The organism is Telluria sp. LT2P34, from assembly GCF_059685915.1.
On sequence record NZ_JCASIN010000001.1, the window covers coordinates 1,019,115 to 1,043,449 of the forward strand.

General features: G+C 67.7%; 19 protein-coding genes. All 19 read right to left on the minus strand.

Annotated features, from left to right (window positions below; all coding sequences use genetic code 11):
- Positions 1-59: 59 nt before the first annotated feature.
- The 19 genes from AC56KZ_RS04540 to AC56KZ_RS04630 all read right to left on the minus strand — a co-directional run bounded on the left by AC56KZ_RS04540 (position 60) and on the right by AC56KZ_RS04630 (position 24,326).
- Positions 60-806: a WecB/TagA/CpsF family glycosyltransferase gene (locus AC56KZ_RS04540; protein WP_497160928.1), complete on the minus strand. Its 747-nt coding sequence runs from the start codon at positions 804-806 to the stop codon at positions 60-62.
- Positions 806-1,921, minus strand: coding sequence for a non-hydrolyzing UDP-N-acetylglucosamine 2-epimerase (gene wecB / locus AC56KZ_RS04545; protein ID WP_497160929.1), 1,116 nt, complete (start codon positions 1,919-1,921; stop codon positions 806-808). The genes AC56KZ_RS04540 and wecB overlap by 1 nt, the downstream gene beginning before the upstream one ends.
- Positions 1,922-1,939: 18 nt before the next feature.
- Positions 1,940-3,922 (minus strand): heparinase II/III family protein, encoded by a 1,983-nt coding sequence (locus tag AC56KZ_RS04550; protein WP_497160930.1) that lies wholly within the window; start codon positions 3,920-3,922, stop codon positions 1,940-1,942.
- Complete coding sequence (locus tag AC56KZ_RS04555; protein WP_497160931.1) at positions 3,922-5,019, minus strand: glycosyltransferase family 4 protein; 1,098 nt, start codon at positions 5,017-5,019, stop codon at positions 3,922-3,924. The genes AC56KZ_RS04550 and AC56KZ_RS04555 overlap by 1 nt, the downstream gene beginning before the upstream one ends.
- Before the next feature lie 132 nt (positions 5,020-5,151).
- On the minus strand, positions 5,152-6,465 hold the full coding sequence (locus AC56KZ_RS04560) for a phenylacetate--CoA ligase family protein (protein WP_497160932.1): 1,314 nt from the start codon (positions 6,463-6,465) through the stop codon (positions 5,152-5,154).
- Positions 6,447-7,742, minus strand: a complete 1,296-nt coding sequence (locus AC56KZ_RS04565; RefSeq protein WP_497160933.1) for a glycosyltransferase — start codon at positions 7,740-7,742, stop codon at positions 6,447-6,449. The genes AC56KZ_RS04560 and AC56KZ_RS04565 overlap by 19 nt, the downstream gene beginning before the upstream one ends.
- A 212-nt stretch (positions 7,743-7,954) precedes the next feature.
- Complete coding sequence (locus AC56KZ_RS04570; protein ID WP_497160934.1) at positions 7,955-10,366, minus strand: heparinase II/III domain-containing protein; 2,412 nt, start codon at positions 10,364-10,366, stop codon at positions 7,955-7,957.
- Positions 10,367-10,680: 314 nt separating this feature from the next.
- Positions 10,681-11,451 (minus strand): glycosyltransferase, encoded by a 771-nt coding sequence (locus AC56KZ_RS04575; RefSeq protein WP_497160935.1) that lies wholly within the window; start codon positions 11,449-11,451, stop codon positions 10,681-10,683.
- Positions 11,441-12,691 (minus strand): glycosyltransferase family 4 protein, encoded by a 1,251-nt coding sequence (locus AC56KZ_RS04580; RefSeq protein WP_497160936.1) that lies wholly within the window; start codon positions 12,689-12,691, stop codon positions 11,441-11,443. Before AC56KZ_RS04580 ends, AC56KZ_RS04575 begins: the two co-directional genes overlap by 11 nt.
- A gap of 1 nt (position 12,692) precedes the next feature.
- Positions 12,693-14,246 (minus strand): lipopolysaccharide biosynthesis protein, encoded by a 1,554-nt coding sequence (locus tag AC56KZ_RS04585; protein ID WP_497160937.1) that lies wholly within the window; start codon positions 14,244-14,246, stop codon positions 12,693-12,695.
- A 64-nt stretch (positions 14,247-14,310) separates the two neighbouring features.
- The gene (locus AC56KZ_RS04590; protein ID WP_497160938.1) at positions 14,311-15,759 is read right to left on the minus strand and encodes an O-antigen ligase family protein; all 1,449 of its coding nucleotides are present in this window, start codon (positions 15,757-15,759) and stop codon (positions 14,311-14,313) included.
- Positions 15,756-16,523 carry an exosortase-associated protein EpsI, B-type gene (gene epsI, locus AC56KZ_RS04595; RefSeq protein WP_497160939.1) on the minus strand — a complete coding sequence of 256 codons (768 nt, stop codon included), beginning with the start codon at positions 16,521-16,523 and terminating at the stop codon, positions 15,756-15,758. Before epsI ends, AC56KZ_RS04590 begins: the two co-directional genes overlap by 4 nt.
- The gene (gene xrtB, locus AC56KZ_RS04600) at positions 16,520-17,584 is read right to left on the minus strand and encodes an exosortase B (protein ID WP_497160940.1); all 1,065 of its coding nucleotides are present in this window, start codon (positions 17,582-17,584) and stop codon (positions 16,520-16,522) included. The genes epsI and xrtB overlap by 4 nt, the downstream gene beginning before the upstream one ends.
- A complete protein-coding gene (gene epsG, locus AC56KZ_RS04605; protein ID WP_497160941.1) occupies positions 17,585-18,460 on the minus strand; it encodes a chain length determinant protein tyrosine kinase EpsG in 876 nt (291 codons plus the stop codon).
- A 12-nt stretch (positions 18,461-18,472) separates the two neighbouring features.
- Positions 18,473-19,885, minus strand: coding sequence for a chain length determinant protein EpsF (gene epsF, locus AC56KZ_RS04610; protein WP_497160942.1), 1,413 nt, complete (start codon positions 19,883-19,885; stop codon positions 18,473-18,475).
- 20 nt (positions 19,886-19,905) lie between these two features.
- The gene (gene epsE / locus AC56KZ_RS04615; RefSeq protein WP_497160943.1) at positions 19,906-20,694 is read right to left on the minus strand and encodes a polysaccharide export protein EpsE; all 789 of its coding nucleotides are present in this window, start codon (positions 20,692-20,694) and stop codon (positions 19,906-19,908) included.
- A gap of 69 nt (positions 20,695-20,763) precedes the next feature.
- A complete protein-coding gene (locus AC56KZ_RS04620; protein ID WP_497160944.1) occupies positions 20,764-21,738 on the minus strand; it encodes an EpsD family peptidyl-prolyl cis-trans isomerase in 975 nt (324 codons plus the stop codon).
- Complete coding sequence (fcl, locus tag AC56KZ_RS04625; RefSeq protein WP_497160945.1) at positions 21,735-22,709, minus strand: GDP-L-fucose synthase; 975 nt, start codon at positions 22,707-22,709, stop codon at positions 21,735-21,737. The genes AC56KZ_RS04620 and fcl overlap by 4 nt, the downstream gene beginning before the upstream one ends.
- A gap of 237 nt (positions 22,710-22,946) precedes the next feature.
- The gene (locus AC56KZ_RS04630; protein WP_497160946.1) at positions 22,947-24,326 is read right to left on the minus strand and encodes an undecaprenyl-phosphate glucose phosphotransferase; all 1,380 of its coding nucleotides are present in this window, start codon (positions 24,324-24,326) and stop codon (positions 22,947-22,949) included.
- Positions 24,327-24,335: the final 9 nt, after the last annotated feature.

A 24,335-nucleotide genomic window follows, 5' to 3' on the forward strand; every position in this document is an offset into this window, starting at 1 on the left:
TTCGTCGGCGGTTCTGGGACCGTTTCCCCCGTATTCTTGCTTGCGTACTGCTTTATTCTTCACTTCCTGGTGCGCGCCGCTTCCTTTATGAATAGCCAGATGAAGGCCATGTCGTCGAAGAAATAACGGCGAAACATGCGGCGCGGCTCCTGCAGAAAGCGATAAAACCATTCCAGGCCGGCCCGCTGCATCCAGGCCGGCGCACGCCGCACGCGGCCGATGGCCACGTCGAATGTGCCGCCAACGCCCATGGCGAACGGAATGCGCATGTGCTCTTGCCAGCGGCCGAGGAACTCTTCCTTCTTCGGCGAACTGATGGCCACGAACAGCAGGTCGGCGCGGCTGGTGCGCACCTGCTCGGCGACCGCCGCTTCCTCGTTCTCGCCTTGCCAGTAGCCATCGCGCCAGCCGGCCACGACCAGGCCCGGATAACGCCGGCGGTAAGTCTCGGCCACGGCCGACACCACATCATTGCGCGCGCCCAGCAGAAACACACGCCAGCCGGCCCCGCCGGCGCGCCGCATCAGCGCCTCGAACAGGTCGATCCCGGCCACCCGCTCCTTGAGCGGCTTGCCCAGCAAACGCGAGGCCCACACCACCGGCATGCCGTCGACGTTCACCAGCGCGCAGTCGTTGATCATGCGCCGCAATTGCGGATCGCGGTTGGCCTTGACCAGCTTGTCCACATTCACCACCACGTGCTGGTGCGGCTGGCCGGAACGGATGAACTCGCCTATGCGGTCGAGCGTTTCCTCCATCGACAAATTATCGATCCGGCAGCCCATCAAGGTGATGGCGTTGAGCATCAGCGCGCTCTTGTTAATTCCTGTGCCAGCACTTCCACGATCCGCTCGGCAGCCTTGCCATCCCACAGGTGCGGGCGGCGGCCCTGCTTGCCTTCGCCGCGCAAGACCTTGCGCGCTTCCAGCAGAATCTTGGCCGGGTCGGTGCCGGCCAGCACGTTCGAACCCTCGTCCACCGTCACCGGACGCTCGGTGTTTTCGCGGATCGTCACGCAGGGCACGCCAAGCGCCGTGGTTTCTTCCTGCAGGCCGCCGCTGTCGGTCAGCACCACGGCGGCGTCTTTCCACAGGTTGAGGAAGGCCATGTAAGCCTGCGGGCCGGCCAGGGTCACATTCGGCCCCAGGTCGATTCCGAATTTCTCGATGTTCGCACGGGTGCGCGGGTGCACCGGGAAGATCAGCGGCAGCTCGCCCGCGATTTCTTTAAGCGCGCCGGCGATGCGGGCGAACATGACCGGATCGTCGACATTGCTCGGGCGGTGCAGCGTAATGACACCATAGCGCCCGCCGTTCTCCTGCGCGACCGCCTTGAAGGCGGTGGTCTCGAAGCCGGACGTATCGGCGCGGCTGAGCTTGTCGGCCTGGAACAGGACGTTGTCGACCATGACGTGACCGACATAGTGCACGGCTGAATCAGGCTTGCCTTCGCGGCGAAGGTGTTCGAGCGCCGCCGGTTCGGTGACAAAAAACCAGTCGGAAATGCTGTCTGTCACCAGGCGATTGATTTCCTCGGGCATCGACATGTCGCCGCTGCGCAGGCCGGCTTCGACGTGGGCCACCGGAATGTTAAGTTTCTTGGCGACGATCGAGCAGGCCAGCGTCGAATTCACGTCGCCGACGACCAGCACGGCGTCGGGAGGCTCGGCCTTGCACAGTTCCTCGAAGCCGATCATGATTTTCGCGGTCTGCTGGCCATGGCTGCCGCCACCGGCGGCCATGAACACATCCGGCTGCGGAATGCCGAGTTCTTCGAAGAAAATCTCGTTCATCTCGCGGTCGTAGTGCTGACCAGTGTGGATGATCTTGAAGGACAGTGTCTGCTGGGCCTGCAGCGCGCGCACGATCGGCGCAATCTTCATGAAATTGGGACGAGCGCCTGCGACCAGATAGATAAGCATGTGTTGGATCAAAACTTGTTAAAAGAACGTGATTGTAAACCTGCACTCCACCGGAACGGCGGACGATACGGTGGAGATCCGCAACACATCGCTCGGCTCCTTCGATTCGTAGCAGCGCGAATACCAGCCCAGCGGCGGATTCTCGGCGCCGCGCACCAGCTCGAGCTTGAGGTCGGCGCCCGTGGCCTGCATCTGCAGCCCGAATCGCTTGCCCCTCACATGCAGGCCGGAGCTGGTCAGGCGCACGTTCAGCTCGGGCGCGAAATGCCAGAATAGTTCGATCGGGTGGGCCTTTTTCGCGGCCACTTCGTCGCGCACGGTCAGGGTCGAGGTAGCGGCGTCGTAGCGCACGCTGCGCAGGTGGCGCACCGGGTCCGACAGGCGCGTATAGCCGTCGTGCGAACCGCGGAAATCGAATTCGGACGGCGAGGACGGCATGCGCTCGATGGTGGCGCGCGCCTTGCGCAGCCACATGAAACGCCCACCCGAGACCGACTGGTCGCGCCCGTCGACGCGCACCGTGTTGTGGGCCGAGGTGCCGCGGAAGTAATCGCGCCACTTCGTTTCCTGCCGATAGGAATAGGTTCCCGGATCGACCAGCACTTCCTCGCCCGCCACCGACAGGGTCAGCGCCAGGGCGTCGGCGTGGCCGTGGGCGGCGATGCCGAGGTAGCCGAGCGGGCCGCAGTCGAGCATGCCCTTGATCTCGTTTTCCTCGCCGAACTGGGAGCCGAACAGCAGGTAGCCGCCATCGGGGAAGGCCCAGCCGGTATCGGGCTCGTGGGGGTCGGCGTCCGGGCGGCGCCCGGGCAGCGCGTGCAACAGCCAGCGCACTCCGGGGTGGATGCTCGCGTGCTCTGCGGCGTGGCCAGCGAACACCATGTCGCCCAGCGCCAGCAACTGGGCGGCGCGGTCGCTGCCGGCGGCGTCCAGGCGGAACACGCCGCCGTCGTCGCTGTCGCCGACACTCGGCACATGGCCGCCGACGTCGCGCACCGAGCGCAGGAAACGCAGTGCGCGCTGCAGCACGCTCCAGTAGGTGCGCGAAAACGGCACGTCGACGGTTTGGCCCACCAGGCCGGCCACGAACAGGAATTCGGCCGAGAACACGTGGTAGCCGAAGGCCTGCTCGCGGTTCACGCCATCGAGCGAATACTGCAGGCGCGCCTGTTGTTCGAGTTCGCGCCGCGACTGCTCCATCCAGCCGCTCGAGGCCTTCCAGCAGGGCCAGACCGAACTTGCCACGAACAGGCCGGCGAGTTCGCCGATGAGGTGGTTGTTGGCCGAGGAATGGCGCGACAGGTTGCGCGAAATCGTGCGGCAATGGGCATGGATGCTGTCGAGCCAGTCGGCGCGCAGGCGTTGCCCGGATTCGCCGGCGAACAGGCCGCTCGCCTCCCCGCCCACCAGTTGCCACAGCAATGCCCAGTTGATCAGGCGGATGCCCAGTTCCATCGGGCTGGTCCAGTTGGGGCCGGTCAGGGGCGGACACTGGTCGAGCCAGCTGCGCAGCTGCTGGCCGATCGCGTGCAGCCAGCGCAGGTCGCCGCTGACGCTCCAGGCCTGGGCCAGGCGCACGAGGTGCAGGTGCCGGTTCAGTTCCCAGACGTGCTTGATGTCGCCGACCAGGTCCGGGTTATCGATGGCGATGGCGCCCGAGTACACGGAGGGCGCGGTGACGCCACTGTGCGGGTCGCGGTTCCAGACGGTCGGGACGCCGACGTCGAAGCTGCGGTCTGCGAACAGGACGACGTGGCCGGCGCAGATGCGTTCGGCCTCGGCCAGCAGCGCGTCGATCTGGCCCGGGGCCAGGTCCGGGGCGCCCTGGATGCGGAAGTTGCGCGCGCGCGGCAGCGGCTCGGGCGCGGCGATCCTGCCGGCGCCGGCGGCGCCGCGCGCCAGGCGTGTGCGCGCCGCCCGCCGCACCCGGTAGCCGACCTCGGCCACCGACATGCAGCGCAGCCGATTCACCCACCACACCATACGTACTGTTGCATTCATCAGGTCCCCGCCAAATCGTTATAGATTGCCGCCAAGCGGCCGCACACCGCGTCCGTCGAATAATGCTGTTCCACCGTCTCACGCGCATTCGCGCCCAGGCGCGCACGCAGGGCGTCGTCTCCCAGCAGCCGCGCCAGCGCCGCCGCCAGCGCCCGCGCATCGCGCGGCGGCACCAGCAAACCGTTGTCGCCATCGCGCAGCGCCTCCGGAACGGCGCCGACCGCGCTGGCCACGCTGGCGCAGCCGGCCGCCATCGCTTCGAGCAGCGACATCGGCAAGCCCTCGGCGTGCGAAGGCAGGCAGAATACCGCGGCACGCGCCAATTGCGCGTCGCGCGCCGCGGCGTCCAGCCAGCCGGGCAGCTCGACATGGTCGCCAATACCGCGCGCTTCGGCCTCGCGGCGCCAGAACGCGCGTTCGCCGCTGCCTGCCAGCACCAGGCGCAAGCCCGGAAAGCGCGGCAGCAGCAGCGCAGCCGCATCGAGCAGCTCGGCCACGCCCTTGGCCGCCTCGAGGCGCCCGAGAAACAGGATGCGCCCGGCGTCGACGCGGCCGGCGCCCCGGCTAGCCCCCTGGCGCAGCGGCTGCGGCGCGGGCAGCGGCACCGCATTCGGCACCACCGTCACGCGCGCGCGCGGGGCGAACCCGCGCACGAAATTCGCCCAGCCGTCCGACAGGGCGATGACGAGCGAACTACGCTCGAGGGTGTGGCGAATCCAGCGCCGTGTCAAGGCGCCGCAGCGCACGGTGGCGAACTGCCGAAAGCCGCCGCCGTGCAAATGGAAGATCGTCTGGCTGCCGCTGGCCCGTGCCAGCAGCAGCAGCAGCGACTTGCGCGCGAAGCTCGCGCCCGAGGCCGCGTGTGCGTGGACTATCGCCGGACGCTGGCACAGGCAGGTGCGGGAGGCATGCCAGAAGCCGCTCACGGCCGCGCCCAGTTTCGCCAGCCAGGCGCCTTCGCGATGGGTGCAGACATAGCGCACGGCGGCGCGCTCGAACAGCCCGCCCGCCTGCAGCACCGACACCAGCGCCGCTACCCCGCCGCGCCCGTCGGGCGCCGTGCCGAGCATCAGCACGCGCGGCGCAGGCGGTTTCATGGACCGGCTCCGGCTTTGGCACGAACGACGAATCTGGTGGCAGGCGAAGGTTTCACGATTCTTGGTAAAGGCACAATATTTCGATCATACATCAAGTGTTACCCAATCCGCGCACGGTTCAGCGATACCGGCTCAGCCATCCTGGGCAAGGAAGGCAAACTTGCCGTTCAGCCCGCGCGCAATCGCGCCGACCTGCTCGACCCGCACCGCCACATGCGGGACGCGCAGCCTGAATGCCGCCAGCAGGGCCGCTTCGTCGGCCGCCGTGAACCCGGGGCTGGCGACTACCCGCAAACTGAAACTGCCGTCGCTCCGATACAACACCTGACCCTCGATGAGATGCGCATCGAGTCCCTGGAACACACGGTCGAGGCGCGTCACGATGCGCCCGTCGAGCAGGGTGACAGCCTGTTCCTGGCGCCCGATCACTGCCTCGACGGTCGGAAACACGCGCCCGCAGGGGCAAGGGGCGTTCGAGCCGGGCAGGACATGGTCGCCGGTGCGGTAGCGCTGCAAGGGCATGGCCGGGTTGTTCAGGGTCGTGCCGACCAGCTCGCACAAGCCGCCCTCGCCCTCGGGCGACTCCAGCAACTCCACCCCGCCGTAGTCTGTCAGGACATGGTAGCTGCCGTGCTCGCAGGTGCCGATGGCGGCGACCCGCTCGGCCTGGCCATACCAGTCGAAGACGGCCACCCCGAAACTGCGCTCGATCGCCGCACGTACCTGCGGCTCCAGCGTTTCCGAAGAGGTCAGCACGCCGCGCAGCGAAGGTCCCGCATAGCGCCGCTCTCCCCGCTTGAGCCAGGCCGCCAGCGCCGCAATCGAGGATGGATAGGCATGGATCAGGACCGGATCATGGCGCACCAGGGCGTCGAGATAGGCGCCGATGCTCGCATTCGACAAGTGATAGCTCGACATCATGAGCACCCTGCCGAACCGGTCGTGGCACCAGTAGCGCCCGTTTGGCGGATCGGCGCCGCAGACGATATCGCCGCGGATCCAGGCGCGCTTCTGGCCGGGGCGCCAGCCGCTCCAGTGCAGCTGGCGCTGCAGGAAAGCCTCCTCGCGGATGACGGCGCCCAGGCTTTGCACCAGGCTCAAGGGGCTGCCCGAGGTGCCGCTGGTGCGGATCGTGTTGCGCAGCAGCGTAGCCGGGGCCAGGAGCGAGCGCGGCCGCACGAAGCGCGCCGGGTTCCGCCGCAGCTCGGTTTTGGTCAGCAGCGTGCCGGAAGCGCAGGTTGACGGGTCGAGCCGGCGCAGCCGCGTCCCGTCGGCATCGACCGCGACCCCCAGCGCTCTTGCGCGCCGGGCGATATGGTCGGCCAGCCGCTGCGGCGAGCGTTCGAGCGCCAGCAGGCGCGGCGTGAGCAGCAGGCGCGCGGGAAGTCCGCGCATGACCCAGCGCAGAACCGAGCGCAGCGTGAACTTCAGGCTCCAGGTCCACATGGCGGCGCAGGGGGAACAGGTGGAACAGGCGGGGCCGCGGGCGATATGGCGGCAGGAAGCAGGATGCGGTGGTAGGCCAGGGCGACGTCGCGGGCCAGGATGTCGTAGCTGCGTTGCGCGCGCACCCAGGGCGGCCCCCGTTCGGCGCAGGCGGCGGCCAGGGCGGGGTCGGCCAGCAGGCGCAGGCTGGCGGCGGCAAAGGCGTCGGCCTGCATCGGCACGCATAGCCCGGCCCCGCTCGCTTCGATGACCTGGGCCTGGTCCGGTATGTCATTGGCCACGCCGGGAATGCCGAGCGCCAGGTATTCGACCAGTTTGGTCGGCGAGGACACGTCGAACAGCACGCCGCGCGGGATCGGCGACAAACCGACTTCTGCGCGTACCGCGTAGCCGAGCGCCAGCGCCTGCGGCAGCCAGCCGGTCAGCAGGACGTGCTCCTGCAGGCCGCGGCTGGCAATGGCAGCGCGCATCCATGCCATCTCGTCGCTCGAGGCCGCGTCGCCGACGATGACCAGCAGGCTTGCGGGCAGTTGTGCGCGCAGGCGCTCTGCCACATCGAGCAAAAAATCGGAACGGCGCGCGCGGGCCACGCGCCCGAGGTAGAGCACGACGCGGCGGCCGTCGAGGCGCGGGTCGGCGCTGGGGAGGATCGCGCCGCGCGCGAACAGGGCGGCGTCGACACCCATCGGTACGGCGGTCATGCGTAGCCGCGCGACGCCACGCCCTGCCAGCCAGTCGCGCATGGCCGTGCTCTGCACGAAGACGTGGTCGGCGGCGGGGAGCACCAGCCGGTAGGCAACGAAGCGCGCGGTTTGGGCGCGCAGGGTATGTGCAAGCCAGCGCGCCAGCCACGGCATTCCCCTGCCGCGCTCGGCCAGCGCGTCGCGCCGCACCTCGAAGCCCTCGACGATCGGGAACGACATCCAGTAAACAAAAGGCACATGCAGCAGGCGCGCGGCCAGCCAGGCCAGCAGTGCGCTGGCGACCTTGTCGCGTACCTGGATGCAGTCCGGACGCGCGCGGCGCAGGGCGCGCAGCAGGCCGAGCGCGTCCCAGAACGGCGTGAGCACGCAGGCAAACCGGCTGCGCAGGCGGCCGACGATGTGCATGCCGCCACCGCGCCAGGGCGCGCCTTCGGCGTCGCCGCCCTGCCCCACCAGGTCGGTATGGATGCCATGGCGCGGCAGTTCGCTGCCGAACAGCGTCAGCAGGTCGGCACGCAGCGGCGGCAGCGGATCGCGCACGATGCAGGCAATGGAGAGCGGACGCAGTGCCATGGGAGTCCTGTCGAGATATCGCTGTCGATACTAGCGCAGGCACTCCATAACAAGGCCTTTCGGATGCAACGGCGCGCCGCGCCCGTTTGAGGGCGATCAAAGGCGAAACATGGCGCTTCCACCTTGCGCCGACTGCGCTTTGGGTGACCCCAATAAAAAAACCTTCCGCCGGCGCGCGGCCGACGGAAGGTTTTACTTGCATGCTCGTGCGTTTACTTGCCGGGCGCCGGGATATTCACCGTCCCGGTGGTCGAGAGGCGCAAACCCTGCTGCGGTGCCGGCGGCAAGGCGGGCTGCACGCTCATCTGCCCGGCCAGCTGCTGGGCCGGCTGCAAATTTGGCTGCAAACTCGGCTGCACGGCGAGCGCTGCCACCGGCTGCGGGCTGCCTTCCACGGTCACGCTTTGCCCCGCGATGGTGACGGTGCGCCCGGTCGCCGAGGCGGACACCTGCACTGCCGGCCGCTTGCAGCCAACGTCGAGCAGCACAAGGAACTCGGCGGTCGACTTGCCATCGTTCGGCAGGTAGAAGGCGCCATGGTCCTCGACCACGTTGACCTTCGCCCCAGGGCCGATCCACTTGGAAAACTTGGCATCCGCGTTGAGCGAGCGCACACACACCGACTGGCCGTTGATCGCGATCTTCACCGCGCTCGGGCTTTCGACCGTCATGAGGGTTGGGGCGTGCAGGTTGAACTCATAGGTATGCGGCACGGTTGCCGCCAAGCGGTCGCGTACCAGGATGGCATTGCCGGCGTCGCGCAGGTGCCAGACCTGGCGCCGCGCCATCGTCAACTGCCCGCCGTAAGAGGCGGTAGCGTCGCCTTCGGCAAAGTCATAGCTCGGCTGGGCGGCGTAGCCGATGATCTTGCCGTTGCGCTGGAGCTGCTCGCGGTAGCCGGTCACCAGCTGGCCCTTGCCGCCATCGAAGGTGATCGCATTCTGCGAGCGGGTCTGGTGGTACCAGTCGGTCCAGTAGGGCGAGCCGTACCAGTCGTACCAGCCGGCCTTGACCAGCAGCGGCTGGCCGGCGACCGACAGCAGCAGGCCGTTCTGGTCGCCATGGCTGTGGTTGAACGAGCCGTAGGGGCTGGACTTGAAGTACAGCGAGCTGCGCGAGGTCAAGGCGATATCGCTGTGCATCGAGACCCAGCCGATGCTCGGGTAGTAGGCCGTGTTCGAAGGCGGAGACAGCACCTTGGTGTCGGCCACCGGCATGGGGTACGGCGCCTGCAGCAGCGACAGCGTGTCTTCGGCGCCGCCCAGGTTGGCCACGTACCAGGCCGCACGCGGCGAGATCATGCGCGAACCGAAAGCGTGGAAGACGCGGGTGTCCGGTTTCGTTTCCGAGCCGTCGCCGAAGGCATGGATCTTCGAGCCGGGCGGCGTGAACTGGGTCGCGAAATCGAGGAAGCCGAGCGCCCACGGCTTGGCGTAGAAATTCACGCCGCTCGCTTCGGTCAGCGGGTCCCACAGCTGCACCAGGTAACCGGCGGCGTACTCGGCATAGGCGGTGCCGTTGGCAAAGCCGCCTTCCGGCCCTGCCCACGGCGAAGGCGCGTTGGCGTAGGCCCGGAACGAGAAATCGAACCACTTCTGCGCTTCCGGGATGTCGCCCAGCGACAGGGTCGAGATCAGCACCAGGAACACCAGGCTGGTATTGCCATGCGAGTCGAACGGATACTGGTCGAGGCGGCCGTTGTCGCCGGCCAGGTTGCGGTAGATCTCTTCGGTGCGCACGCGCACGGTCTCGAGCCAGGTCGCCTTGCGTGCACTGTCGAGGTCGCCGGCAAGGATATCCACGGCCTTGATCAGGGACACCGAAATCTGGCGCGTGGCCTGGTCCTGGTTGACGTAGCTGGTCGGTCCCCTGGTATCGAGGGCGGCCAGCTGGTCGCCCTTGCGCAGCGCTTCGGCCAGGAAGATGGGGTCGCGCTTCAGGCGCCACATCACGGCCGCCGCTTCCAGCTGGCGGCTCGCTTCGTTGATGCGCTGGCGGATATCGGTCTGCTGGGCAGCCATCGCCGCCGTCAGCGGGGTGGCGATGACGATCGGCCAGCGACTGTCGGACAGGGCCGGCAAGGCGCCCGTCTGCAGCTTGATTTCGTTGGTCATGCGGCTGACGTAGGGACCGAGGTCGGTCTTCCTAGCGGCGCTCCAGTTGGCGTACAGCGTGAACGAGGACGGCAGCGCGCGCGGGCGCGCCGTAGCGCTGATGCGTGCGCGCAGCGTGGCGTTGTCGGGCACTTCGAACACCGTCGAGCGCGTGGTCAGCGAGAAGCTGCGCAGGCTCGACCAGTCGCTGCTGCCGCTCGGGCGCACGCGCCAGGTGTAGTTGCCCAAAGGGAGGGCCCGGGTCGGCAGGTACCAGTTACGTTCCACCACGGCCAGCGTCGGTGCGCCGCCGCTGGGGGTGATTTCGATGTCGTAGGCGGCCGGGCCGGTCGGGTGGCGCGCCCAGGTAAAGCCGGGTGGATTCTGTGCCTGGATCGCGCCGCCTGCCGGACCCGGCTGAACGATCAGCGGGTCCGTCGCTTGTGCCCAGTCGGCATGTGCGCTCAGCGACAATACGCATAGCGATGCCAGGGCGAGGGCCTGCACGAGGCCGCGTCGGTTGAATTTCATGAATGAGGCTCCGAACGATGGATGACTTTCCGGTGAGGCGGGCTTGGCAAAGCCGGCCTGCGGTAGGTCGTGGAGCGGCGCGTATTATTATCCAAAGTACTGTTGACGCCGCTTGAACGAAATGATGTTACCGCAATAAGAAATTGAACAGCGGCAACTATTTCCCGTAGTCCATCGTTTTTTTAAATTGCATCTCAGAAATCCAACGGCCCCGCGCCAAGCTTGTCGAACCAGCATTTTCACTCTTGTAACAGCTGTGTTTTGTTCACAAACTCAAGCTGCCGCGAGGCCACAAACATTGCAGCGCGGCGTCGTTACGTGTCGCGCGCTGCGCGCAGTGCCGCCATGCGTTTGCAGTAGCGCAGGCAGTACACGGCAAAGGCCAGCGGCGCGCGGCGCGCATGCCGCCGCCGCACGGCGAACTCTTCACGCCGTGCCGCCATCTTGTTGGCCGAAGACACACTGCCGGGATGCTCGCGGAATACCGTCAGCGTCCGGTCGAGCAGCGCCGGCGGCGCCACCGCTGCCAGGCGCAGCCAGAGATCGATATCCATGGCGTAGCGCAGCGTGGTGTCGAAAGCGCCGACGCGGGCGAACCATTCGCGCCGCACGAAGACGGCGGGATGCGCGATGCTGGCCTGCCCTGCGGCGTAAGCACGGTAGCTGAAGGCAGGCATTGGAAAAGGCGGCGCCAGGCAACCGTCGCGCAATACCTGGATCTTGCCGACGACCCAGGCGGCGCCGCTCTCGTCGAAACGGCGCGCCACCTGCGCCAGCACGTCGGGCGCGGCGTAATAATCGTCCGCATGCAGGTGGGCGACGATGGCGCCACGCGCGGCCGCGATGCCGGCGTTCATGGCGCGGCTGATGCCGCCCTGGATACCATGCAGCACGCGCTTGTCGCCGGGACAGGCGGCGATCATGTCGAGCGTGGCGTCGCTTGATCCGCCGTCGACGAAGACGTGCTCGTAGTCGCGCCAGGTCTGGCTGCGCAAGGAATCGAGCGTGTCGCCCAGGGTCGCGGCGCTGTTCCAGGTGCAGGTGACGATCGAAAAGCGCGGCGAGATGCGAGATTCATTCGGCATACAGGGCCACCAGGCGGGGAAGGATGAGGGCGGCGTCGGCCCCGAAACCAGTGGGCGGACCTGGCTGGCGGAGAGCCGGGGGCGCGGCCAGCCGCGCGCACACGCACTCGACCAGCGCCGGCATGGTCTCGGCCAGCAGCAACTGGCCCGGGTACTGCTGGTAGCGCGCCAGTTCCGGCGTGCCGCCGCGCGCCAGCGCAATGCAGGGCTTGTCCAGCGCCAGGGCTTCGAGCACCGTCGTGCTGCAGGCCTCCTCGCACACCGAAGGCACGACGCACAGGCGGCTGCGCGCCGCCACGGCGAGCATGCTTTCATAATCCTGCCAGCCGAGGAAACGCACTGCCGCTCCGCCATGGCGAGCCTCGAGCGCCGCGCGCTGGGGACCGTCCCCGACCACGACGATGCGCGCGGCCGGCGCCAGCGCGCCCGCCGCCGCCCAGGCGGCCAGGAACTCGCCGAAGCCCTTGCCGGCGTCGACCCGGCCGACGAGGACGATGTCGCCGGCGGCATCGGCCGCAGCGGACGCAGCGGCGCTATCGGCGGTCTTGGCTGCATTCGCCGCCACCGCGGCGAGGCGCGGATAATCGACGAAATTCGGGATCACCCGGCAGCGCGACAGATCGGCGCCGGGTGCGGCGCGCAGGAACTGGCGGCGCAGGAAGTCGGACACGAACACCGTCTTGCGGGTGGCGAAAGCGCGCGCGCTAGCCCGGCGATAACCGTCGACGGCCAGCGCGGTGACCGATTTGCGCAGGGCGCCGGGATCGGCATGGATGCAGGCCGAGCAGTCGCGCGCGGCGCGCGTCGCGCACACCTCGCCGTCCCGAAAGCGCAGGTGGGTCAGGCATTCGCTGCCCTGGTCGTGGCGGGTCTGGACGAAATTGATGGCCGGGTCGACAAACAAGGCGACCAGCGGCAGATGGCCATGGTAGTGCACGACGTCGGCCCCGTGCGCATGGCGGTTGATGGCTGCCGCTATCTTGCGCGCAAAGAACGGACGCTTGAATGGATTGAAGACGCCCAGCTGTTTTTCCTTCCAGCCAGGGTGGGCCAGATCGAAGCCGGGCTGAAGCCGCCCAAGAAACCCGATTTGCGCCGCGCTGCCCGCGCAATCCTTGCGGCCCAGGATGGACACGGCATGCCCCTGGGCCAGCAAGCCATTCCCGAGCGTGACCACATGCTTGCCCAGGCCACCCACTTGCTCGCCCGGCAAGTCTTCGGATACCAGCAGGATGCGCACGCTAGTTCCCTCCCGGCGGCCGCGGCTGCACTCCTGCCTGCGGCCTGAAACGTGCCCGGATCCGGGCCGTGAGCCGGGCCCAGGCCCAGCGTCGGTCGTCGCCTTCGACCACGAACGCCATGCCCAGCACGGCGAGCAGACCCGCGCTTGCGGCAAGGGCCAGGACGAAGCCAGGCCCATCCTGCCCGCAACAGGCATCCAGCCCCGCCGCCACCAGCGCGGCAAGCGCCGCAGCGGCGAAGCCGGGCAGGTAGCCGTGTGCGCACAGCCGGGCCAGCCGCGTCGGCACCGTGCGCCCGTGCACAACGACGAGGAAGCTCGAGGTAAAGACGAGGGACGCGGCCAGGTGGCCCCAGGCGGCGCCATCGATGCCCCAGCGCGCCACCCCCGCATACACGATGGCCAGGCCGGCCACGGCACGCCCGATCGCGAACAGCCCCGACAGGCGCGGGTGTCCCATGCCGTCGTTCACCAGCGACGGCAGGCTGGTGAGCGAATCGACGAAGTTGGACAGCGCCATCAGCGCCAGCACGGTCGCGCCGCCGCGCGCGAAGCCGGCGCCCATCCACCAAGTCAGCAGCGAATGGGCGAACACGGCCAGCAGCACCAGCATCGCCGCATTCAGGTAGACCACGTAGCGGGTCGCCTTCAGGTAGGCGCGTTCCAGCCGCGCCAGTTCGCCGCCGGCGGCAAACGCACTGGCAGCCGGGAAAAATACGGCGGACAAGCGGAAGGTCAGGCCCAGCACCCGGTTGGCCAGGGTCGCGGCCACCGTGAACCAGGCCAGGCCCGTTACGCCGACCAGCGCGCCGATGATCAGCTTGTCGCCGTGCGCATACGACAGCGTCGCAAAGCGCGACAGGAAGGACCAGCCTGAAAAGCCGAGGATGCCGCCGCGCAGGTCCAGGCCGGGCCAGCGCCAGCCCAGGCCCGGAAGCAGCCCCGCTATCCCGCGCCACAGCAGCAGGCAATGCGCGGCGCTGGCCACGACGCGCAGCAGGATCACCTCGAACAGGCCGCCGCCCAGCAGCAGCAGCACCACTGTCAGCAAGGGCAGCAGCGTACCGAAGACCATTTCGAGGCGGCCTGAGACGTCGAAACGCATCAGCGCCTGCGGCACGCTGTGCAAATAGCTTTGCAGTTGGCCCAGGAAAAAACCCAGCGCGCCCAGGCGCAGGCAGGCGATTGCCTCGGGCACCAGCCCGGCCGGCACCGCGAACACGCGCGTGACGAACAGCTCGGCGCAGGCAAGCAGGCCAAGCGCGCCGAGGGCGCCGATCCCGGCGTAGATGGCCAGGCCGAAGCACAGCGTCTCGGCCACCCGCTCGTGCTCGCCGCGCGCATGCTGGGCGGAGATGAATTTGACCGAGCCTGCGGTCACGTTGATGTCGATCACGGCAAAATAGCCGACGATGGCCGTCACCAGCGAGTACACGCCATAGCCTGCCTCGCCCAGGCCGCCGACAACCAGCGGCACGGTGGCCAGCGCCACCAGCGCCGGCACCGCTGCGCCGAGCAGGTTCGACCATGCGTTGTGGAACAGGCGCAGATTCATGGGCAGATTCGTGAGCAGATTCGTGGGCAAATCCGGGGCCGCGCATGCGCATCGGCCGGCCCGGTCACGCCGGCGCCGCTTCCGGACGCAGCCGCAACCGGACGGCGCCCCGCTGTACGGCCGGCACGCCGCTCGCAGCGAGTGCCACATACGGCAGGGCCAGCGCAAGCGCCAGCATTTGCGTCGTCCGCACTTGCGGAAACGGCGTGCCGATCAACACATCGGGCACCATGAAGGCCAGTGCCGCCACGCCGGCCGTCGCCAGTCCCAGCAGATCCGGCGGCAGACTGCGCAGCGCGCGCCGGGCTACCAGGACAAAGGCGCAGATCGTGCCCACGAACAGCACCAGGCCGGGCAAGCCGCTTTTCAGCACCACGTGCAGGACGCCGCTGTGCAGGAACAGCCCGCCGTCCGGATTGGCCTGCCAGGAGATGTGCTGGTAGCCCGTGTAGCGGCCCCAGGAACCGATGCCCGTGAACGGCCGCGCCAGAATATCGGCCAGAGCGAGTTTGAGTTCGAGCACCCGCTCGCTTTCGGGACCGAAGCGGCGCGACTGCATGTCGTACAAGAGCCCACCCAGGCCGACCCGATCCTGACCCAGCCGGCGCAGCGCCGCAAAGGCAAGCGCGGCGCCGGCCAGCGGCAGCGCCGCAAGCGTCAGTTGCAGGCGCCGCCGCAGCGGAAAGCGCCAGAGTACGACGCCGCAGCCGAACACGAAGCCGATCCAGGCGCTGCGCCGGTAGGACAGCACGATGCAGGCCGTGCTCGCCACCAGCGTGAGCCAGGCTGGAAAACGCCAGCCGCGCTGGCCATCCTGGCGCTCGCCGAACAAGGCGACGGCGGCGATGGCGGCCGCCATCATGCACAGCAGGCTGTCGTTGATGTCGAAAAACGTGAGGCGGATGCCGATCGAATTCATGTTCGCGTACACATTGTTCGGGTCGCCCCCGAAGGCCGCCCAGCGGCCCAGGCCGAATACGGCGCGCGCCAGTCCGGCCAGCATGATGAAGCGCGCCAGCTCGACTGCCTCATCGTGGGTACGAAAGCACAGGAGCATCAGGGACACGAGCGGCCCCATCCAGATGATGTTGGAAAACCCCGACGGCGCCAGCGCGTCCTTGAGGGGCACGCCGGCCACCACGGCAGCGCCGGCGTGCGCGGCCAGGAGCACGGCCCAGCCCCAGAACCAGGGGCGCAAGTTGCACTCCGGCGGGCGACTGCCGCGGAAGCCGGCCGCCACGCGCGCGCAGCACCAGGCCCCCAGCACATACCAGAGCACCACCGGGAAAAACAGCAGCCCCGAGCCGCGGCTGTACACGCCGGGCGTGGCGAACACGGACAGGCTGCCGTAACTCGTCGAATTCATCCAGAAAAAGACGCACAGGTAGGGATAGACGAGCAGGCGCGGCCACACGAGCCCGAAGCCGACGCCGACGACGGCCAACAGCGCCAGCAGCACCGCCGCCAGGAAGGGCAGCGACGTGAAAAAATAGCCGAGCAGGGTGTCGGTCATGGCTGTGCGCCATCGGTGGCGCGGCCGCGGACCACGCCCGGGCCGGGGGATGCATCCGGGCCTGCGGGCGAGACGGGAACCGCAGGTGTGCTGCCGATGAGGCGCTGGCGGCCCGGGGCGCCGAGGGAATCGAGCAGCTCGGCGGCGAAGCGGTCGTGCAGGCGCCAGGCGCCCGGTGCATCGCGCGTGATGTTCGAAATACGCACCAGCATCCCGTCCGGGATCTGGCCCGACAGTCCGTAGGCGAGCCGGCGTAGTTTTTGCTCAATGCCGGAGCGGGTGGCGCGGTCGCCGATCGTGATCCAGTAGGTGATCGGCTCGTTGCGCTCGCCCTGGCTGGCCACGAGGCGCTGGACCGGCAGCGCGCCGAAGCGCGTGATGAGCTGGCCCGCGCCCTCGCCCGCCACCTGGAAGCCCTGTGCCACGTAGCAGACCTCGGGCAGGTGCAATTGCAATGCCCGGCTCTGGTCGCCCCCATAGGCAATCGACAGCATGACGCGTTTGCCGCCCTGGTCGACATAGGTGCGCGACAGGGTCTGGTCGTAGATTCTCTCGAGCGCGCCCTGCTGCTCCGGATTGGGCGTCAGCGGCACGATGGAAGGATCGATGCGCCAGGAGCCGAAGCGCGCCGGGATCATGTCATCCAGGCTGAACGCGGCCTGCGCCGCCATCGCTTTCGGCGACGGCGTCAGGGCCACCGTCATGGCCGAGGTGGCGGCCATCGCCAGGCCGAGCACCAGGCTGGCGCCGAGGCGGCGGTTCATGCGCCCTCCCGCTTCGGCCGGCGCGCCGCCCATTGCAGGCTCGAGTCGACGGCCAGGATCAGCGCAAGCGCCGTCAGGAACAACACCATGCCGGCAAATCCGTGCAGGAAGCCCTGGCCGGCGGCGTCGCCCCAGTAATACGTTACCAGCGTCAGCACGATCACGCGGATGACGTTGGCGCAAAACGAAATCGGAATGATTAACAGCGCCAGCCCGACATTGCGAAACGCCGACGGATGGCGCATCAGGTTCAGGTAGAACAGGCCGAGCGCTTCCAGGGTGAGCAGCGTTTGCAGGCCGGCGCAGGCGTCCGCCACGAGCAGCTGGTACTGGCCAATCTGCAGCACGACGCCGGAGCGCCCGATCGGGTAGCCGGCTGCGAACAGTATGTGCTCGGTGGCCCAGGACACGGCCATTTTCATGGGCATGGTCACGGCGGCCACCAGCTCGCTCGGCAGCGGAACCATGAACAGCATGAAGAAAAACGGAAACCACAATACCCGCAGCGCCTTCGCGCCGCGCTTGACCAGGACGACCGCGGCCAGCACGGCGAGGATGGCGCCGATCTCGAACATCAGGACGTGCTGCGTGCGCCCCAGCAGGTGCAGCATGAGGCCCACTGCCAGGACCACCCAGCCGGCGGCGGACGTGCTGCGCGGCAGCGCCGCCAACTCCGGCCACTTGCGGTAAATGAGCCACAGGGCAAGCGCAAGAATCATCGGCCCGTGCCCCTGCTCCTCGCCGATCCAGGCGCCGGTGAACAGGTCGGCAAAGCTGGGCAGGAACAGCAGCGCCAGCCCGAGCCAGACCGGCCACCATTCGGAACAGGCGTCCTGGATCGAGGCGCGCGTCCGGTCGAGCGTTGCCCTGGCCCCGCGCGCGGCCGAGCGGGCAGCCCTGCCCTCAGCCCCGCCCTCTGCGGAAGCGCCAATTGGCGAGTCAGCCGGGCGGACAGCGGCGCCGACAGCCGTTTCCGCGCCGGCGACCGATGCGGGCGCAAGCGGCCGGGCGGCGCCGGAGACGCCACCTGCCGGGTTGCGCGTGCGTGCCTGGCTCGCCATTCAAAACTCCATCACGACGGCGCCGACGACCTCGGCGCCGGCCTCGACCAGCTGCACGGCCATTCGCCCGGCATCATGCACGCAGGTATGGTCCTTGCGCGCGACGAGCAGCACGCCGCCCACGCGCCCGCCTGCCGCCAGCGCATCGGCGCCGCCGCCGAAGGGTGCCAGGTCGTAGAGGACGACGTCGTAGCGGCTCTCGAGCAGCGTGTGCAGGCTGCGGAAGGCCTCGCGGCTGAGCAACTCCTGGGGATTCGGCGGCAGGGTCCCGGCCGGCAGCACCGACAGGTCGCCGAAGCCGGGCACGCGCGCGATGACGTCGAGGCCGGCGCGGCCGGCCAGCAGGTCCGACAAGCCCGGTCCGGGCTTGAGGCCGAACAATTCTTGCTGGCGCCCGCCGCGCAGGTCCGCGTCCACCAGCAAAGTCTGCTCGCCAAGCTGGGAAAACACCACCGCCAGGTTGGCCGCGAAGGGCGCGGCGCCGTCGTTGGGATCGGCCCCGGCGATGGCGAGCGAGCGCCGGCCCCGTGCGAACCAGCGCAGCATCAGCTGGCTGCGAATCGCGCGCAAGGCCTCGACCTGCGGCGAAAACGGTGCATATGCGGCCACCAGGCGTGGCGAAAGGCTGGCCTCGCCCGTCTGCACATAGGGATAGCCGAACTGGCGCGCCAGCATTTGCCGGATGTCGTCTTCGCTGGCCAGCCCCAGGCGCATGGCGGCCTCGCCATAGCGAATGCCGAGCTCGCGGTGCATGCGCAGCACGCGTTCGGCGTTCTCGGCGGTGAGTTTGCCGGACTCGACCAGGAGCGTGCCCATGCGCGTATCGACGACATCGGCCACATCGGCCGCCAGCGGTGACAGGATCGGTGAGTTCATGGCCAGTTCCCTTTAATTCAGGCGTAAGGGGCGCCGCGGCCCGATCAGGGCGCGCAGGCCGCCCCCCGGGCGCGGCGCCGCCCATTCGATGGTGCCGAGCACCGGGATGCCAAGCAGCTCCTGCAGGTCGCCCGCCGAGCGCACTGGGCGGTGCAGCAACTCGAGCAGCAAGGCCAGCCCGAGGCCGAGCACGGTGCCGAGCAGGATCGCCACCAGTGTGTTGAGCAGCACACGCGGCCCGGACGGTTCGCTCGGCACGACGGCCGGGTTGAGTACGGCGATGTCGGACTGTTCGGACTGGGCCTCGATGCGGGTCTGGGAAAAACGCCCGCTGGCAGCGTCGAAGGCGCGTTGCGCGCTGTCGAGGTCTTTCAGCAGCACGCCGAGCTCGTCGCGTGAACGATTCAGTTCGAGGATGCGGGTCTTTTGCGCTGCCAGCGCCGCACGCAGCTCGCTCTCGCGCTGGCGCAGCACCTGGGCGTTGCTGCCGACGCTCCTCGACACCGTGCCGAGCGCGGCATTGAGATCGGCGCGCATCCTGTCGACCTCGGCCAGCGCAGCCTGGTACTGCGGATGGTTGCGGCCGTAGCGGGCGGCGCCCTCCGCCATCCTGGCCTCGCCTGCAGCGAGCGCCACGCGCAGGTTCTGGATCAGCGGATTGTCCGCCACGTCGGGCGAATGCACGGCCGCGCGACCGCCGGCCAGGCGCTCGCGCGAGGTCGCCTCCAGGGCGGCAGCCTGCGCCGCCACCAGCTGGGTCGACAGGTCGTTCAGGCGCGCCAGCTCGACGTCGAGGCGGGTGTTGTCGAGGCTGACGATGCCTTTCTCCTGCTGGTATTTCGACAGCCGCGCCTGCGCGGTTTCGACCTTGTCGCGCAGCTGCCTGGTCTGCTCGTTGAAGTAGGACGCGGCCTTTTTCATCGGTTCGGTCTTGAGCTGCACACTGGCGTTCTGGTATTCCTCGGCGAAGGCATTCGCGACCGCCGCCGCGAACGCGGGATCGGCGCCCTCGAAGCTGACCTCGACGACGCTGGACTCGCGCGCCGGCTTGATGTCGAGCTTGCGCAGGAGCAGCTGGGCCAGCCAGTCGCGCACCGTTCCCTTGCCGTCGGTCGCCTCGTTGAACTGTTCGATCACCACGGGATTGGTGGCCAGGCGCAGGCGGTCCACCACGCGCAGCGCCACGTTCTTGCTGGTGATGATGTCGATCTGGGTAGCCATATAGCCCGGCAACAACTGGCCCGGCATGGTCAGTCCGGTGAGGGGGTCGACACCTTTGTAGTTCAGCAGCACCGAGGCGGTGGCCGTGTAGGACTTGCCTTGCACCAGGCTCCAGCCAAGGGCGAGCAGCACGGTGGCGAACAGGGTGGCCAGGATCGGCCGCCGGCGGGCACGCAGCAGCATCAGGAATTGGCGAATGTTCATGGCAGCTCCTGGCGAGGCGGTCAGAACCAGCTCTCGCGCACGGTAATCACGTCGTCGACCAGCACCGGGTCGCTTGCCCTGGCCTCGAGCGTGACGGCGCGTCCATCGGCGTTGCGGCGGGTGATGCGCATGCCGTTGTCACTGCCGCGCGGGGTCAGCCCGCCGCCGGCCGAGATCGCCTGCTGGACCGTCATGCCGCGCTCGATGCGGAAGGCCCCCGGCCGCTGCACTTCGCCGGTGACATAGGCACGCGGCGCCCGTTCGACATAGATGATGTCGCCGCCGGCGACTTCGACGTCCTTGTCGAGTTCGCCCTTACGGACCATGTCGACCACATCGATGGTTTCACGTGCGGTCTTGCCGTCGCGCGTGCGCACCAGGGTAATGAGGTCGCTGCCTTCGGGGCCTACCCCGCCGGCCATGGCCAGCAGGTCGAGCACCTTGCGCCGTCCTTCGACCGGATAGCGCCCGGGCCGGTTCACCTGTCCCAGGACCGACACCTGCTGGCTCGCCAGGGTCGTGACGAGCATGTTGACCTCGGCCTTCTTGAGGTATCCGCCCTTCTCGAGCAAGCCGCCGATTTTCCTTTCGGCGGCCGCCACCGGCATGCCGCCGACCGCGACCTGGCCCAGCAGGGGAAAGGTAATCGTCCCGCTTTCGCTGACGCGGGTCTCGACCGAGAGGTCCGGGCTGCCGTACACCGACAGGCGCACCACATCGCCCGGTCCGAGCAGCACTTCGGCAGCGCAGGCGAGGCCCGCTCCCAGGGCCAGAACGGCCGCGGCAATCCAGTGTCCAAGTGTTTTCATGATCGCTCCCGTTGGTGAGTCGCTTGTCTGCCTGCTTCGGTGCCCGCCTTTGCCGCTGCTTCCTGGTGCCTACTTCAGGCCGGAGACACCGCGCTCGAATGCGGCAGTGTCGGGCGCCGCCGTCTTGGCGCCGGCCGGGACGGCAGGCGCGCGCGGCGGCCCGCCTGCCTTGGCAGCCGGTTCGCGCGGGGCCGTCATGCTGGCCGGCGCGGCCCTGGCGCCCTGGGCCAGCTCGGTGTTCAGGTATTCGATCCTGGCCAGCTTGCGCAGCCGCTCGAGCTCGGCGGCGGCGAGCTCCTTGTGCTTCGTGCTGGCGAGGTACTGGCTTATCTGGGGCGCCGCGACGCTCAGTGGCACCGGCGCCTCGCGCACTGCGGCAAGCGACAGCAGCATGGCGCGCTCGCCTTCCTTGACGCTGAACAGCTGGCCCTTCGACATCGCCAGCAATTTTTTCGACAGCGTTGGATTGAGGTCGGCGGTACTGCGCGTGACCTGCGCGCGTCCGAATTTGACTCCCTGCGCATCGAGCCAGGCCGCGACCTCCTCGAGTGAACGGGCGCCATTGGCCACGGCGCGCAGCTCGGGTGTCAGGTCGCTTGCCGCGAAGACCAGCTGGTCGAGGGTGAACTGCTTGCGCTTGTCGAAGAATTCCGGGTGGGCCTTGTAATAGGCTTCGACCTCGGCCGGCCCGGGGCGGGCCACATTGGCCAGCCGTTTTTGCATGTAGACCTGGGCCACGATGAGGGAACGCGCGCGCTCGATCGCCCCGATTACCTTCGGGTCGCGGTCGAGATTTTCCTGCAGGGCGGCGTGCTCGAGCAGTTGACGGTCGATCAGCGCCTGCAGCAACTGCTTGCGTGCCTGTTCCTGCCGTTCTGCGGGAACCCCGGCGCGCTGCATTTCTTCATTGAGCTGCAAGACCGTGATTTCCTCGCCGTTGACGTTCACCAGCGCCTGCCCGGGTTTGGCAGGCTTGGCCTTGTCGCCGCATCCGGCCAGCAGGGCTGCAGCGAGAAACAGCGGCGTCCACCATGGGGTCTTCATACCGTCGCCTCCGCCAGTTGCAGCGCGAGAAAAGCGGCATAGGCCCGCTCCAGTCCCTCGCGCAGGGAGGTGCTGGCGTTCCAGCCGAGGGCGCGCAGCTTCGAGACGTCGAGCAGCTTGCGCGGCGTGCCGTCGGGCTTGGTGGAATCGAACACGATGCGCCCCTCGTAACCGACGACCTCGCCCACGAGGTGCGCGAGGTCGTGGATGCTGACCTCGCTGCCGCTGCCGACATTGATGTGGGAATGCATCGGATCGGTGACGGCGGCATAGGCCTCGGGCGCCAGGCCCATCACGTGGACGCTGGCCGCGGCCATGTCGTCGACGTACAGGAATTCGCGCATCGGTTTGCCGCTGCCCCAGATCACGACGTCGCGCGCGCCCTCGGCTTTCGCTTCGTGGAAGCGCCGCACCAGGGCGGGGATCACATGGCTGTTCTGGGGATGGTAGTTGTCGCCAGGCCCGTACAGGTTGGTTGGCATGACGCTGCGAAAGTCGGTTCTGTACTGCCGGTTGTAGCTCTCGCACAGCTTGATGCCGGCGATTTTTGCCACCGCATAGGGCTCGTTGGTCGGCTCGAGTGCGCCGTCCATCAGGTATTCCTCGCGGATGGGCTGCTGCGCCAGGCGCGGATAAATGCAGGAAGAGCCGAGAAACAGGAGGCGGCCTGCTCCGGCACGCCATGCCTCGTGCACGACGTTGGCCTGCACCATCAGGTTATCGTAGATAAATTCGGCGGGATAGGTGTTGTTGGCATGGATGCCGCCGACGCGGGCTGCCGCGAGATAGACGTGGTCGATCCGTTCGGCCCGGAAAAAAGCACGTACCGCGTCCTGGTCGGTGAGCTCGAGCTCCTGATGGGTGCGGGTGACGATGTTCGTGTGGCCGCGGGCGCGCAGCGCGCGCACGATGGCGGAACCGACGAGGCCACGATGGCCGGCAACATAGATACGGGGCTCAGGATTATTCAAGGTTTACTCCCATCGATTGCGACGTGAAAACCATGCGAACTGCTGCCTTGTCGAAAAATCGCTAAGCCAGCATCAACAACGCCGCTGCCAGCGTACCTGTCGTGCACTGCGTCCCGCTTGACTGGCATCGATGGTTTTCGGGGAACTAAAGAGGCCGGGCCAGAACCATGCTGGGCGATCCCCCTGCCTTTGGCACGCTGCGCGAGCGCGGTTTAAGTGGGACTTAAGCGCTTCGTTTCAAAAGGCGTTCTCACGCGTCAAAATGACGCGGATTGTCTTTAAAATGATCCACAGGTCCAGCCACACCGACCAGTTGCGCAAGTAGTCCAGGTCGAACTGAATGCGCGCCTCCATCTTGTCGAGGGTGGCGGTTTCGCCGCGCAAGCCATTGACCTGGGCCCAGCCCGTGATGCCGGGCTTGACCTTGTGGCGCAACATGTAGCCCTTGATCAGTTTCCGGTATTGCTCGTTGTGCGCCACCGCGTGCGGACGCGGGCCGACGATACTCATGCTTCCCTGCAGTACGTTGACGAACTGGGGTAGTTCGTCGATGGACGTGCGGCGCAGGAAGCGGCCGACCGGCGTCACCCGCGGGTCTTCCCGGCTGGCCTGCACGATGTTGCCGCCGTCGTCGACCACCCGCATCGAGCGGAATTTATAGACCATGATTTCCTCTCCATACAGGCCATAGCGGCGCTGGCGGAAAATGACCGGGCCCGGCGACGACCATTTCACGGCGGCGGCGACGGCCAGCATCAGGGGCGCCAGCGCCACCAGGATCAGGCTGCCGAGCACGATGTCGCTGGCACGCTTGATCATGCTGTTGAGCCCCATGAAAGGGGTTTCGCAAATCGCGATGACCGGCATGCCGCCGACGGTGTCGAAGCGCGCCTGCATCAGGTCGAAGACATATACGTCAGGCAGGAAATACACCGAAGCCGTGGTGTCCTGCAACTCGTCGATCAGGTGGCGGATGCGCGGCTGGGCGGAAATCGGCTGGCTGATGAAGATCAGCTTGATGTTGTGGCTGCGCACGTATTGGCTCAGTTCCGACATCTTGCCCAGCATCGGATGGTGCAGGCCGGGGGCATGGCGGGTGCCGGCGCGATCGTCGAAGAAGCCGTGCATCTGCATGAACAGGTTCGGGTGGCGGTCACAAACGTTGGCGAACTTGACGCCAACCTCATTGGCGCCGACGACGACCACCGAGCGTACCTCGCGCGTACGGTCGGGCCCGCCGGCGGCGCGCCGCACGATGATATGACTGGCCAGCAAGGTAGCCGGCGTGGCGATGATCCAGGCCAGCAGGACGCGCTCGTCGTAATAGTATTTGAGGCCGCTCGCCGAACCGAGGAAATACAGCACGCCGATCGTCACGCACCAGCCGAAGACGATGTCGCGCGCGTAGGCCACCATGCGCCCGCTGCGCCAGGTGCGGTAGGGATCGATGTGCTGGTAGACCGCCGACGAAATGAAGAAGGCCAGGATCATGAGGACCAGCGAATAGCCCGAAAACGGCTCTTCGAAGGCCAGCGAGGACACGTACAGGGCCCCCATGATGATCAAGGGATCAAGCACGCGCTGGAAGAACGAGATGATCGGGATGTCGTTGATCATCTTCAAGAG

Coding starts and splice junctions, on each gene's coding strand:
- AC56KZ_RS04540 (WP_497160928.1), bottom strand. CDS start 806: ATGCTCAACGCCATCACCTTGATGGGCTGCCGGATCGATAATTTGTCG.
- wecB (WP_497160929.1), bottom strand. CDS start 1,921: ATGCTTATCTATCTGGTCGCAGGCGCTCGTCCCAATTTCATGAAGATT.
- AC56KZ_RS04550 (WP_497160930.1), bottom strand. CDS start 3,922: ATGAATGCAACAGTACGTATGGTGTGGTGGGTGAATCGGCTGCGCTGC.
- AC56KZ_RS04555 (WP_497160931.1), bottom strand. CDS start 5,019: ATGAAACCGCCTGCGCCGCGCGTGCTGATGCTCGGCACGGCGCCCGAC.
- AC56KZ_RS04560 (WP_497160932.1), bottom strand. CDS start 6,465: ATGTGGACCTGGAGCCTGAAGTTCACGCTGCGCTCGGTTCTGCGCTGG.
- AC56KZ_RS04565 (WP_497160933.1), bottom strand. CDS start 7,742: ATGGCACTGCGTCCGCTCTCCATTGCCTGCATCGTGCGCGATCCGCTG.
- AC56KZ_RS04570 (WP_497160934.1), bottom strand. CDS start 10,366: ATGAAATTCAACCGACGCGGCCTCGTGCAGGCCCTCGCCCTGGCATCG.
- AC56KZ_RS04575 (WP_497160935.1), bottom strand. CDS start 11,451: ATGCCGAATGAATCTCGCATCTCGCCGCGCTTTTCGATCGTCACCTGC.
- AC56KZ_RS04585 (WP_497160937.1), bottom strand. CDS start 14,246: ATGAATCTGCGCCTGTTCCACAACGCATGGTCGAACCTGCTCGGCGCA.
- AC56KZ_RS04590 (WP_497160938.1), bottom strand. CDS start 15,759: ATGACCGACACCCTGCTCGGCTATTTTTTCACGTCGCTGCCCTTCCTG.
- epsI (WP_497160939.1), bottom strand. CDS start 16,523: ATGAACCGCCGCCTCGGCGCCAGCCTGGTGCTCGGCCTGGCGATGGCC.
- xrtB (WP_497160940.1), bottom strand. CDS start 17,584: ATGGCGAGCCAGGCACGCACGCGCAACCCGGCAGGTGGCGTCTCCGGC.
- epsG (WP_497160941.1), bottom strand. CDS start 18,460: ATGAACTCACCGATCCTGTCACCGCTGGCGGCCGATGTGGCCGATGTC.
- epsF (WP_497160942.1), bottom strand. CDS start 19,885: ATGAACATTCGCCAATTCCTGATGCTGCTGCGTGCCCGCCGGCGGCCG.
- epsE (WP_497160943.1), bottom strand. CDS start 20,694: ATGAAAACACTTGGACACTGGATTGCCGCGGCCGTTCTGGCCCTGGGA.
- AC56KZ_RS04620 (WP_497160944.1), bottom strand. CDS start 21,738: ATGAAGACCCCATGGTGGACGCCGCTGTTTCTCGCTGCAGCCCTGCTG.
- AC56KZ_RS04630 (WP_497160946.1), bottom strand. CDS start 24,326: ATGATCAACGACATCCCGATCATCTCGTTCTTCCAGCGCGTGCTTGAT.